Annotated in this window: 13 protein-coding genes; 7 read left to right on the forward strand and 6 right to left on the reverse strand. The window is 72.0% G+C overall.

Translation table 11 applies throughout. From position 1 onward, the window contains the following. The first annotated feature begins 35 nt into the window (after positions 1 to 35). The gene (locus ACZ4QV_RS32695) at positions 36 to 632 is read left to right on the forward strand and encodes a helix-turn-helix transcriptional regulator (RefSeq protein ID WP_361157432.1); all 597 of its coding nucleotides are present in this window, start codon (positions 36 to 38) and stop codon (positions 630 to 632) included. Between the two features lie 89 nt (positions 633 to 721). On the opposite strand, the gene ACZ4QV_RS32700 is transcribed toward ACZ4QV_RS32695, so the two are convergent. The 6 genes from ACZ4QV_RS32700 to ACZ4QV_RS32725 form a co-directional block, all read right to left on the reverse strand. Further along, positions 722 to 1,744 carry an amidohydrolase family protein gene (locus tag ACZ4QV_RS32700; RefSeq protein ID WP_361639861.1) on the reverse strand — a complete coding sequence of 341 codons (1,023 nt, stop codon included), beginning with the start codon at positions 1,742 to 1,744 and terminating at the stop codon, positions 722 to 724. Then, on the reverse strand, positions 1,731 to 2,291 hold the full coding sequence (locus tag ACZ4QV_RS32705) for an ester cyclase (RefSeq protein WP_467763782.1): 561 nt from the start codon (positions 2,289 to 2,291) through the stop codon (positions 1,731 to 1,733). The genes ACZ4QV_RS32700 and ACZ4QV_RS32705 overlap by 14 nt, the downstream gene beginning before the upstream one ends. Continuing rightward, on the reverse strand, positions 2,288 to 3,265 hold the full coding sequence (locus ACZ4QV_RS32710; RefSeq protein ID WP_467763783.1) for a fumarylacetoacetate hydrolase family protein: 978 nt from the start codon (positions 3,263 to 3,265) through the stop codon (positions 2,288 to 2,290). Before ACZ4QV_RS32710 ends, ACZ4QV_RS32705 begins: the two co-directional genes overlap by 4 nt. A 41-nt stretch (positions 3,266 to 3,306) precedes the next feature. After that, positions 3,307 to 4,275 (reverse strand): MBL fold metallo-hydrolase, encoded by a 969-nt coding sequence (locus ACZ4QV_RS32715; RefSeq protein WP_467763784.1) that lies wholly within the window; start codon positions 4,273 to 4,275, stop codon positions 3,307 to 3,309. After that, on the reverse strand, positions 4,272 to 4,892 hold the full coding sequence (locus ACZ4QV_RS32720) for a flavodoxin family protein (RefSeq protein WP_361157446.1): 621 nt from the start codon (positions 4,890 to 4,892) through the stop codon (positions 4,272 to 4,274). Before ACZ4QV_RS32720 ends, ACZ4QV_RS32715 begins: the two co-directional genes overlap by 4 nt. 89 nt (positions 4,893 to 4,981) lie before the next feature. Beyond that, positions 4,982 to 6,550 (reverse strand): bifunctional 3-(3-hydroxy-phenyl)propionate/3-hydroxycinnamic acid hydroxylase, encoded by a 1,569-nt coding sequence (locus ACZ4QV_RS32725; RefSeq protein WP_467763785.1) that lies wholly within the window; start codon positions 6,548 to 6,550, stop codon positions 4,982 to 4,984. Positions 6,551 to 6,861: 311 nt separating this feature from the next. On the opposite strand from ACZ4QV_RS32725, the gene ACZ4QV_RS32730 reads away from it, so the two are divergent. From ACZ4QV_RS32730 to ACZ4QV_RS32755, 6 genes are all read left to right on the forward strand, one after another. Beyond that, a complete protein-coding gene (locus tag ACZ4QV_RS32730; RefSeq protein ID WP_361157452.1) occupies positions 6,862 to 8,133 on the forward strand; it encodes a beta-ketoacyl-[acyl-carrier-protein] synthase family protein in 1,272 nt (423 codons plus the stop codon). Next, entirely contained in the window at positions 8,130 to 9,410 is a 1,281-nt protein-coding gene (locus ACZ4QV_RS32735) for a beta-ketoacyl synthase N-terminal-like domain-containing protein (RefSeq protein WP_361157455.1), read from the forward strand. The genes ACZ4QV_RS32730 and ACZ4QV_RS32735 overlap by 4 nt, the downstream gene beginning before the upstream one ends. 124 nt (positions 9,411 to 9,534) lie before the next feature. Continuing rightward, the gene (locus ACZ4QV_RS32740; protein ID WP_361157458.1) at positions 9,535 to 9,798 is read left to right on the forward strand and encodes an acyl carrier protein; all 264 of its coding nucleotides are present in this window, start codon (positions 9,535 to 9,537) and stop codon (positions 9,796 to 9,798) included. A 176-nt stretch (positions 9,799 to 9,974) separates the two neighbouring features. Continuing rightward, a complete protein-coding gene (locus ACZ4QV_RS32745) occupies positions 9,975 to 11,522 on the forward strand; it encodes an acyl-CoA carboxylase subunit beta (protein WP_361639849.1) in 1,548 nt (515 codons plus the stop codon). Between the two features lie 23 nt (positions 11,523 to 11,545). Beyond that, positions 11,546 to 11,788 carry an acyl-CoA carboxylase subunit epsilon gene (locus tag ACZ4QV_RS32750; RefSeq protein ID WP_361157464.1) on the forward strand — a complete coding sequence of 81 codons (243 nt, stop codon included), beginning with the start codon at positions 11,546 to 11,548 and terminating at the stop codon, positions 11,786 to 11,788. 77 nt (positions 11,789 to 11,865) lie between these two features. Next, the coding region (locus ACZ4QV_RS32755) for a biotin carboxylase N-terminal domain-containing protein (protein ID WP_351219746.1) at positions 11,866 to 11,958 on the forward strand (93 nt) is incomplete at its 3' end.

Genomic DNA, 11,958 nt, shown 5'->3' on the forward strand with positions numbered 1-11,958 from the left:
CGAACTGTTCCTGCGGTGCTCCGGTCGCCCCCTACGTGGTCGTGCCGAACGGCGCCGCCGAGGCTGCCGACCGGGCGCCCCGGGAGACACCGGGAACGTGCTCGGGACAGTCGCGGGCCACGGCGGGTACCGGTGGACGGGACCTGGTCCTGTGGCACATCCGCGAGGACCACAAGAAAGACCTCGCGCACGTGCCGTGCCTGGTCTCCACCTGGGGAACCGTCCTGGTCTGCCCGCGCGCGGGCAGAGGCGCGGGCTCGCCGGAGGCCTTGGCCGCTCCCGCGCTCACCTATTTACCGGGCGGTGAACACCCGACGGCCGGGGCCGGCCGGGAAGGCGTTTCCGACCGGGAACGGGACATCATGAACGGCCTGTCGCGCGGTTTCACCAATACCGAGATCGCGCAGGCACTGTTCATCAGCGAGAAGACCGTCAAGAACCACATCAACCGGCTGTTCGCCAAGCTGGGTGCCCGCCACCGCGCCGAGGCCATGGCGATCTGGCTGGGCCTGGCCCGTACCGAGCAGCCGGACGAGCGGGCGGGCGTAGCCGGTGACGGCCGGTGCGACCGTGCGAACCGTCCCGCCGTCCCCTGGGAAGCGGACCGGGGCCGTTGCAAGGTGTCCGCCTGAGACAGACAACAGCCCGCGGGCGGCGCTCCGGCCGGGTGCCGGGGCGCCGCTCGCGCGATCTGTCCGGAGCTTCGGGCCCGTCGGCCTGATCAGACCGCGGCCAGCCCGGGGAAGAGGAAGGCGGCAGTGTCCCGGGCCGCTGCCCGCCGCTGCCGCTCGTCCAGCACCTCGGTACGGGCCAACTCCTCGCGCCACCGGTACACCAGATCCCGTGGAAAGAACGGCAGGTCGGTCCCGTACAGCAGGCGCAGCGGATCGGCGATGCGCAGCAGCGTCTCCAACTGCCTCGGCAGAGCGGGGCCTGACAGGTCGTAGTACAGCGAACGCAGGGCGCCCAGTACATCGATCCGGGTGCCCGGGAGCATGGCCGCGGCCAGGGCGTCCACCCGGTCCGCGAGCACGCCCAGCGTCGCTCCGGCGTGGGGCACGATCCACCGGATTCCGGGGAACTCGGCCAGTGCGCCCGACAGCACCAGGTCGATGACGGCCCGGGTGGTGTCGAAGGGGAATTCCAGCAGAGCGCTCGGCGGCCGGCGTACGCCCGGCACCTCCACGGTGGGCGCCGAGGTCGGGTGCAGCAGCACGGTGGCGTTCCGGCGGTCGAGTTCGGCGAGGACGGGCCGGAACACGGGATCGCCGGGGTAGCGGCCGCCGTTGTTGGTGAACAGGACGTACCCGTGGACCTCCGGCCGGTCCGCCGTGGCCGCGATCTCCGCCGGCGCCGCGTCCGGGTCGGTGAGCGGCAGGCAGGCCAGCAGACCGAGCCGCCCTCCGGAGCCGGCGACGATCTCGGCGCTCTCGTCGTTGATGCGGCGGGCCAGGTCAGCGGCGCCCCGGGGGTCGCCGAAGTTCACTCCCGGCGAGGGAACACCGACGGCCGCGGCGCTTACGCCCGTACGGTCCATGTCCGCCAGCGCCGTGTCGAGGGACCACTTCGGCAGGGCGGGCATGCCGTCCCGGTGGGCCGGCGGGGCCGCGTGCCAGGCGCGGTCGAAGGAGGGCGGCACCAGGTGGGCGTGGACATCGATCCAGCCGGCACCGTGCCGCCCGCGGCCGGGCCCGGCGGGAGCCTGCCCGGAACGGCCTCCGTCCTGCCCGTCACCGGCCGCCATGCGGGGTACCGTCCTCGCCGATGCCCAGTGCGGCGCGCATGGTCTCCAACTCCCGTACGGACCAGTGCTCGACGACCCGGCCGCCGGCGATCCGCAGGATGTGGGCGGCCTGTACCCGCATCGTGCGCCCGGTGGGCGGCTGCTCGCCGAACGGGCCGGTGTTGGTGCCGGTCACGATCTCGTGGACCAGGACCTTGTCCCCGTCCGCGAGCACGTGCTCGGTGTGGATTCGGACGTCGGGGAACGCGGTCTTGAAGCGGACCGCCGACTCCTTGAGGTTCTCCCGCTCGAACGCGTTGCGGCCGAACATCGGGCTGTGGTCGACCAGGTCCTCGGCGATCAGCTCGTGGATCACCGGTACGTCGGCGTCCTGGAGAGCGGTGAACAGTTTGCGGGCGATGGCCGCGGTTTCCGTCATGTCCTGTCCGTCCTTCGTCTTCTTCCCGGTGTCTGCAAGGCCGTCCGCGGCCGGTGTCCCGCCCTGGGTCTCCGTCCGGCCCACGGCTGTCGTCCCGCCCGTGTCCCGGGCCGCGCCGGTGGCCGTCATCCGGCCGCCGCCTTCTTGCGCGGGGTCGGCCGCCAGCGCACGGGGTCGGGCTTGCCGACGGTGTTCTCCAGCCAGCCCGCTCCGGCGATCTCCAGGCGTACGGTGTCGCCGGGCTGCAGCTTGCGCCCCAGCTCCCAGCCGCTGCCACCCGCCACCGTGCCGGTGCCGATGACCTCCCCGGGGACCAGTGGCTCCGAGCGGGAGGCGTAGCTGAGGATCTCCTCGATGCTCCACACCAGCGAGCCGCTGTTACCGCGGGACCACTCCTCACCGTTGACGTGAGCGGTCATCGTCAGGTCCGTCAGGTCGAGTTCGTCGGTGGTGACCACCCACGGGCCCACCGCGGTGGAGAAGTCCTTGCCCTTGGCGGGGCCGAGCCGTCCTTCCATCTCGTACCGCAGCAGGTTCCGGGCGCTGAAGTCGTTGAAGACGGTCACGCCGAACAGGGCTCCGCGGGCCGTCCCGGGCGTCAGGTCACGGGCCGGGCGGCCGATGACGAGGCCCAGTTCGAGCTCGTAGTCCAGGTGCTCGCAGCCGGCCGGCCAGACCACCTCGTCGCCGGGTCCGACCAACGTCGACGGGTTGATCTTGAAGAAGAGCGGGACCTCGAACCACACGTCGGGCGCGGTGGCCTCGTGGTTCTTGAAGGCGTTGAAGTCCCGCAGCACCGGCGGGTCCACCGGCGGCAGCCAGTGAACCTGCGCCATGGGGAGGCCGGCGGCCGGGTCGGCGTCCGCCAGCACCCGGCCGACGGCCTCGGTGAAAGCGGGCCCGGTCTCCAGCGCCTCGGTCAGGCTGCCGGGGAACTGCGCCGCGGCCAGCCGCGCCGCCCGGCGCGCCGAGGCACCGGCTTCGACGAGCCTGCGCCGCTCCTCGGCGGCCAGGTCGAGCACCGTCCGGGTCTCCGGGTGCACCGACACCAGCCGGGGCACCGGCCCGTCCACGCCGTCCCGCAGGACGCGTCCGATCTTCATGCCGTTCTCCTCGTACGAGAGTTGTGTGCGAAAGTGCGCCGTCAGGCCCGGCAGCGCAGCGGCCGGCCCGCGAAGGCCGTCATCATCGGCGCGATCTCCTTGCGCTGGAGCGGCGTTCCGACCGGCTCGCCGTCCATCTCCGAGTACGTCCGCGCGATGTTGGCCACCAGGCGCTCGCTGTCGTTCCAGGCGGCGTACGCGCCCAGGTCCACCGCCCGGGCCGCTTCCAGCGGGTTCAGTCCGCGAGCGCGCCCCTTACGGGCGGCGTCCTCGACGAAGTCGAAGTACTCGTCGGCGGCGTCGAAGACCTCGGGGCCCGCGAGCGGGCCGTGGCCGGGGACCACCACCTCGGGCCGCAGCGCGCGCAGGGTCTGCAACGCGGTGCGGATGCCGGACAGGGACCCGTCGGTGATCACCGGCGTACAGCCGTTGAAGATGATGTCCCCGACGAAGAGCACCCGCGGCCCGGGGAGCCACACCACCACGTCGCCCAGCGTGTGGGCCGGGGCGACCGGGACGACCTCGGCCGTGAGGCCGCCGAGCGAGAGCGTCAGGCGGTCCTCGCACAGCACCGTCGGCGGGCGGACGCTGATGTCGCCCCACTCCACGGTGTCGAAGTACGGGACCACGGCCAGCCCCTCGCTGATGATCTTGTCCCGGCAGTACGGGTGGCCTATGACGGCGGCCTCGGGGAACTGGTGGTTGCCGAAGGTGTGGTCCCCGTGGTGGTGGGTGTTGACCACGTACCGCACCGGCGCGTCGCTGACCCGGGCGGTCTCCTCACGCAGTCTCGCGGTCCGCCGCTCGGTGAAGCAGGTGTCGACCAGCAGGACGCCCTCGTCGGTGGCGACCACTCCGCTGTTGTTGAGGCCCCAGCCCCAGTCCGGCTGGGTGAAGGCGTAGACGTGGTCGGCCACCGGGGACAGCCGCCCCAGCTCGGCCGTGTCCCGCGGCTCGTCCGTCGTCGCGCAGCAGGACGGCGCCGTGGAGTCGAAGGCTTCGACGCTCATGCCGCCCCCGCCCGTACGCCGTCGGCCGACAGCCGCGTACCGGCGGTGAGGGCCGCGCTCACCGCGGCCACCCGCACGCCGAGCAGCCGACAGGTTTCCAGGTCGGACTTGTGCAGCCCCTCGTCCCCCAGGTCGGCGGGCGACTGCGCGCCGGCGCCGAGGAAGAGGCCCAGGCGGTTGGGGGTGTCCATGCTGTCGGTGCTGGCGCTGAAGCCCGGCTTGAGGCCGAGGTTGACCCAGTGCATCCCGTGCTGGGCGGCCAGGATCGTCAGTGCCTGCAGCACCTGGAGCTTGTCGCCGCTCAGGCAGCCCGAGTTGGTGAAGCCCGCCGCGATCTTGTCCTGCCACACTCCGTCCAGCCAGCGGCGTGAGGTGGCTTCGGCGAAGGCCTGGAACTCCGAGGAGACGTTGCCCATGTAGGTGGGGCAGCCGAAGACGATCGCGTCGGAGGCGTCCAGCAGGCGCCAGCCGTCCTCGTCGATACGGTCGACCGCGATCAGATGGGCCTGCGCCCCGGCCTCCAGCGCGCCGTCGGCCACGGCCGCGGCCAGGACGGCCGTGTGGCCCTGCCGTGAGTGGTGGGCGATGCTGACAGTGGTTTCCGGTGTGTGCGGCATGACGGTTTCCTTGGTCGTGGGTGGGCCGGCGGTGGTGTGCGGACCGGCGGACGGCGCGGGCCGGGCCGTCGAGGGCCTGCTGGACCGCCTCACGCCTGGGCGAGGCGCCGGGCGGTCAGGGAACCGGCGAAGTCCGTCAGCAGCTCCCGGCTGCCGGGGCCTCCGGTGGCGGAGCCGTACACGGCGAAGTCCGGGCGGATCAGTACGCAGTCGGCGCCGAGTTCTGCCAGCCAGTCGCCGTACGCCCCCGTGACGTCCGTGAGCGGGGCCGGGGACCCCTCGGGGCCCACATGGGCGACGGTCACGCCGGCCGCGTCCAGCACGGCGCGCAACTCCGGTGCCAGGGAGGAGACGGCGGCGACGGCCTCGGCGGAGCTGGTGAGCAGGACGAATCCGTGCCCGACGACCTCGTCGAACATCCCCTGGCGGCTACCGGCCCGGACGTCCGCCTGGATGCCGGGCCTGCCCGCCGCAGGGTCGCCGCCACGGGCGAACGCCCGGGGGCCGGGCCGCTGGGCGGGGACCGGGCGCAGCGCGGGATCGGCGAGTTGGGCCCGCATCGTGGCGTTGCGGCGCTCGATCTGCTCCGGGTCGAGGACGATGCACGGCTCGCCCACCTGCCGCGCCTGGTCCATGCAGCTCTGTACGTCGTCCTTGCGGTCGGCCGTGTAGGTGTCGAGGACCGAGGCGTCGGCGGCACCGCGGTACAGCAGGTCCAGCCGCCAGGCCAGCGCCGCGGCGTCGCGCATGCCCGAGCACATGCCCTGCCCCGCGAACGGCCACATGGCGTGGGCCGCGTCACCGGCCAGGAAGCAGCGGCCGGCCTGCCAGGTCTCCGCCATCAGCTCGCGGAAGGTGATCACCGGCCGGCGCAGCAGCGTGAAGTCGTCCGGGCCGCCCCACGGGGAGAGCAGTTCCCAGGCCCGCTCCTCGGTGAAGTCCTCGGCGGCTTCGTGGTCGAAGAGCTGGAACTCGAAGCGGCGGTGTGCGGCGCCCAGGCGGAAGAGGCAGCCGGGCCGCTCGGGGTCCAGGAAGTGCCCGTTCTCGAACGCGAAGGACATCGGGTGCCTCTCCTCCACGTCCAGGACGAGCCGGCGGGGCCCGCCGCTGCCGCGGGTGACGGCGATGCCGAGCGCCTCGCGGACGAAGCCGTCCGCACCGTCGGCTCCGACCAGGTGACGGGCCCGTACAGTGCGGCGTTCACCGGTGGCGGAGTCGGCCACGGTCAGCGTCACACCGTCCGCGTCCTGCTCCAGCGCCACGGCCTCGGTGCCGAAGTGGACCGTGACCGAGGAGCAGTCCCGCACCCGGCGGTCGACGGCGGCTTCGAGACGGGGCTGGTAGAAGCTCCAGTGCTCGCGCCAGCCGTGCCGGCCGATGCCGCTCCAGTCGAAATGGCGCAGGAGTTCACCGCCGAATGCCGCGGTCCTGGTGTCGTACGTGTCCCAGCACACGGCGCCTTCGCGGATCTCCGCACCCGCACCGATCTTCTCCATGAGCCGCATGATCTCGTCGTCGATATGGATGGCACGCGGCGAGCAGGCGATGCCCGGCTGTTTCTCAAAGGCGGCGACGTTGTACCCGGATTGCCCCAGCAGGGCGCTCAGCACTTGCGCCACCGGGCCGTAACCGACCACGGCCACGTCACAGATTTCCACCGTGTCCCCTTGCCTCCTCGAATGCAGCACGAAATGGCCCGTCTTTCACACAGCCTTCCAGCTGCACCCGGAACGAGACAGGGCCTCAGGACCCAAAGAACCCCCGGGGCGCCGAAACACCACGTCACAGGGGTACGGCGGGACAGGGGAACGGAGCCGGGCACGGCCGGGCACACGGAATCCATGCCGGGTGGCAACTTTTTTCCGTTGGGCCCCCGGACCCTTCCAGCCGCCACCGGAACACCGTCAGCATTCAGGAACACGAGCAGACATCCGCAATTCAAGACGGTAAGGCTTAGGGGGATTCGAGCATGCTGCCGCCAAGGCGCGTAGTGATCACCGGAATCGGCGTGGTGGCCCCGCGTGGAATCGGTGTCAAGAATTTCTGGGAAACCTTGACGAGCGGGCGGAGCGCCACCCGGAACATCACCGCATTCGACGCCACCGGCTTTCGCTCACGCATCGCGGCCGAGTGCGACTTCCGGCCCGAGGAGAACGGGTTCACCGAGGAGCAGGCACAGCGCATGAGCCGCTCCTCCCAATTCGCCCACGTGGCCGCGCGGGAGGCCCTGGAGCAGTCCGGCCTGGAGGTCACCGACCGGGTCGCGGCCCGGATGGGCGTGGCACTGGGCAGTGCCGTGGGCTCGGTACGCGAACTCGACCGCGCCTACCGCGACATCAGCGGGGACGGCGCCTCCTGGGAGCTGACGCCGGGGAAGGCCGGCCCGTACCTGGCGGACTACAACACCCCCAGCTCGCTGGTCCGCGAGATCGCCTGGCTCACCGGCGCCCAGGGCCCGGCCGCCATGATCTCCGCGGGCTGCACCTCGGGGCTGGACTCCGTCGGGTACGCCTGCGACATCCTGCGGGAAGGCAGCGCAGACGTCGTGATCGCCGGGGCCACCGACGCCCCCATCACGCCCATCACCGTGGCCTGCTTCGACGCGATCAAGGCCACCTCGCCCAACAACGCGGACCCCGGCCACGCCTCGCGGCCCTTCGACCGCGACCGCGACGGGTTCGTGCTCGGCGAGGGCGCCGCGGTCTTCGTCCTGGAGACCGCCGAGCACGCCCACGCCCGCGGCGCCCACGTCATCGCCGAGGTGGCGGCGTTCGCCGCCCGGTGCAACGCCCACCACATGACGGCGCTGCGCCCGGACGGCCGGGAGATGTCCGCCGCGATCGACTCCGCGCTGGCCACCGCGCGGGTCGCCCCGGAGGCCATCGACTACATCAACGCTCACGGCTCGGGCACCAAGCAGAACGACCGGCACGAGACGGCCGCGTACAAGCGCAGCCTGGGCGACGCCGCGCGCACGACTCCGGTCAGCTCCATCAAGTCCGTGATCGGCCACTCCCTGGGCGCGATCGGCTCGATCGAGCTGGCGGCCTGCGCCCTGGCCATCGAGCACGGCGTCATCCCGCCCACGGCCAACCTGCACACGCCCGACCCGGACTGCGACCTGGACTACGTGCCCTTGGAGGCACGCGAGAAGCGGGTCGACGTGGCCCTGAGCGTCGGCAGCGGCTTCGGCGGTTTCCAGAGCGCGGCCGTACTCGTCAAGGAAGGCGCCAACCGATGAACACGGAACTCCGGGCAGCGTACGGACCGTCGGCCACCGGGCGCCGCGCGGTGTCCGACGACGAGCTGCCGGTCGTCACCGGCGTCTCGGTGGCGGCCCCCAACGGCCTGGGCACCGAGGACTTCTGGACCGCGACCCGCAAGGGCGTCAGCGGGCTCGGCCCCATCACCCGCTTCGACGCCTCCTCCTATCCGGTCCGGGTCGCCGGTGAGATCAGCGGCTTCGAAGCAAGGGAGCACATCCCCAGCCGGCTCATCCCGGCCACGGACCGCGCCACCCAGTTGTCCCTGGCCACCACCGAGTGGGCCCTGCGCGACGCGGACCTGGACCCGGCCGCCTTCGAGGAGTTCGCCGGTTCGGTGGTCACCGCCAACGCCGTGGGCGGGGTGGAGTTCATCCAGCGGGAACTGCAGAGCCTGTGGAGCAAGGGCCCCCGCTACGTCACCGCGTACATGTCCTACGCCTGGTTCTACGGCGTCAACACCGGCCAGGTCTCCATCCGTCACCAGCTCAAGGGCCCCAGCGGCGTGGTCGTCACCGGGCAGGTCGGCGGCATCGACGCCCTCGCCCAGGCCCGGCGGCGGCTGCGTGCCGGGCAGCGCTTCGTGGTCGCCGGCGGCGCCGACGCCCCGGTCTGCCCGTACGGCCTGACCGCCGCCATGACCGCCGGAAACCTGAGCACCGGTGCCGACCCGGCCACCGCGTACGCCCCGTTCGACCGCTCCGCGTGCGGCCATGTGCCCGGTGAGGGCAGCGCCATGATGATCGTGGAATCCCTCGGTGCCGCCCGGGAACGCGGCGCACGGAACCTCTACGGCGCCATCACCGGCTACGGGTCCACCTTCGACCCGCATCCGGCGACCGGACAGCCGCCGACGCTGGCCAGGGCCGCCCGGATCGCCTTGGACGACGCCGGCCTGGCCCCGCACGACATCGGCGCGGTCTTCGCCGACGGCGCGGCCGAGGCCGGCGCCGACCGGGCCGAGGCCGCCGCCATCGTCGACCTGTTCGGCCCGCGGGGGGTGCCGGTGTCCCTGCCCAAGACCATGACCGGTCGCATGTACGGCGCCGGTGCCGCGACCGATGTCGTCAGCGCCCTGCTGGCCATCCGCGACGGAGAGATCCCGCCGGCGGTCGGCACCGGCGGCCTCGCCGAGGAGCTGGGCCTGGACCTGGTACTCGGCGGCCCGCGTCCGGCTGCGCTGGACCACGTGCTGGTGCTCGCCCGCGGAGACGGCGGCTTCAACTCCGCCGCGGTCGTCTCGCGGGTTTCCTGACCGGCCCGCACCGGCCGGCGCCTGCCTCCCCCGGCCCGTACCGGCCGGCGCCTGCCTCCCCCGGCCCGTACCGGCCGAACGGCTCCACACCTCCCTCCAAGCTCCTCACCGAAAGGACCCAGACATGACCTTCACCCTCGGCGGACTCCGTACGATCCTGCGCGACTGCGCCGGCGAGCCCGAGACCGGTGACCTCGACGGCGATGTCGCCGCGATCACCTTCGAGGACCTGGGCTACGACTCCATCGCCCTGCTGGAAACCCTCTCCCGTATCGAGCAGGAACTCGGTGTGGCGGCGGACGAAGCCCCGATGGACGAGCTGACCACTCCGCAGTCCCTCGTCGACTACGTCAACGGCCAGTTGGCCCGGGTCACCGCCGCCGCGTAAGCGCCGGACGGGCCGGCGCCCCACCCGGCCCACCTCGTACGTCCGGCACCACCGCGGCCGGACGCCGCGGCGACGCACCGGCCCAGGCGCGTCGCCGCGGCACCGGCCCGCCGCTCGCCCACCACCAACGGAGCACCTTCGGGCCCACTTCTGGTTCACACGGACGGGGACAACGCATGATGCAGGAATCTCTCAGCGAGCTCAGGGACAAACGCCGGGCCGCGGTCGACGGCCCGGATCCGCGCGCCACCGAGCGTCAGCACGCCAAGGGAAAACTGACGGCCAGGGAACGGATCGAACTCCTCCTGGACGACGGTTCCTTCCAGGAGGTGGAGCAGTTGCGCCGCCACCGGGCCACCGGTTTCGGCCTGGAGCACAAGAAGCCGTACACCGACGGTGTGATCACCGGCTGGGGCACGGTGTTCGGCCGGACCGTGTTCGTGTACGCCCATGACTTCCGGATCTTCGGTGGCGCGCTCGGCGAAGCCCACGCCGAAAAGATCCACAAGCTGATGGACCGGGCCATCGCCGCGGGAGCGCCGCTGGTGTCCCTCAACGACGGCGCCGGGGCCCGCATCCAGGAGGGCGTCACCGCCCTGGCCGGCTACGGCGGCATCTTCCAGCGCAACACCCAGGCGTCCGGGGTCATCCCGCAGATCTCGGTGATGCTGGGGCCGTGCGCGGGCGGGGCCGCCTACTCACCGGCGCTCACCGACTTCGTCTTCATGGTCCGGGACACCTCGCAGATGTTCATCACGGGCCCGGACGTGGTCAAGGCGGTGACCGGCGAGGAGATCACCCAGAACGGCCTGGGCGGCGCGGACGTCCACGCCCGGACCTCCGGTGTGGCCCACTTCGCGTACGACGACGAGGAGACCTGCATCGAGGAGGTCCGCTACCTGCTCTCGATGCTCCCGCAGAACAACCGGGAACTCCCCCCGCCCGAGCCCTGCGCCGACGACGCCGGCCGCACCACCGAGATCCTGCGCGACCTGGTGCCGGCCGAGGGGAACCAGCCGTACGACGTGCGGGAGGTCGTCGCCGAGATCGTGGACGGCGGCGACTACTTCGAGATCAGCGCCACCTGGGCGCAGAACATCGTGTGTGCGCTGGCCCGGCTCGACGGCCAGGTCGTGGGCGTGGTGGCCAACCAGCCCCGCGCCATGGCCGGAGTCCTGGACATCCACTCCAGCGAGAAGGGCGCGCGCTTCGTCCAGTTCTGCGACTCCTTCAACATTCCGCTGGTCACCCTGGTGGACGTGCCCGGTTTCCTGCCCGGCGTGGATCAGGAGCACGGCGGCATCATCCGGCACGGCGCCAAGCTGCTGTACGCGTACTGCAACGCCACCGTGCCGCGGATCTCGGTGGTGCTGCGCAAGGCGTACGGCGGCGCGTACATCGTCATGGACTCGCGCTCCATCGGCGCGGACATCTCGCTGGCCTGGCCGACGAACGAGATCGCGGTGATGGGTGCGGAAGGCGCCGCCAACGTCATCTTCCGCAAACAGATCGCGGAGGCGGACGACCCCGACGCGACGCGTGCCCAGATGGTCAAGGAGTACAAGTCCGAGCTGATGCACCCGTACTACGCGGCCGAACGCGGCCTGGTCGACGACGTGATCGACCCCGCCGACACCCGGCGCGTCCTCATCAGCTCGCTGGCCATGCTGCGGGGCAAGCACACCGGGCTGCCGAACCGCAAGCACGGCAACCAGCCCCAGTGACGTCTTTCCCGAGGAGCGCACCCGTGACCGTCGACGCCGCCGATACCGCCGAGGAGCACCTGCCGCGTACGGAGAGCCTGTTCCGCATCGTGCGCGGCAGCCCCGACGGCGACGAGATCGCCGTACTGACCGCCCTCCTGCTCGCCCGTGGGCGCGACCACCACGACACACTGTCGCGATCCGCCCCTTCGTCACCGGCCACCCCAGCGTGGGGTGCCGGGCAGCTCGGCCCTGCGTACCGCTCCCCGACGAGCTGGCAGCGCTGACCGCTCACGGCGCCGTACGCTCCCGCTCCCGAACGCTCCCGCCTCCCCTCCTCCGGCCCAGAAAGGCTGTCCACGTCGTGCGCAAGGTGCTCATCGCCAACCGAGGCGAAATCGCTGTCCGCGTTGCCCGGGCGTGCCGGGACGCCGGAATCGGGAGTGTGGCCGTCTAC

This window comes from Streptomyces sp. NPDC026394, from assembly GCF_055567735.1.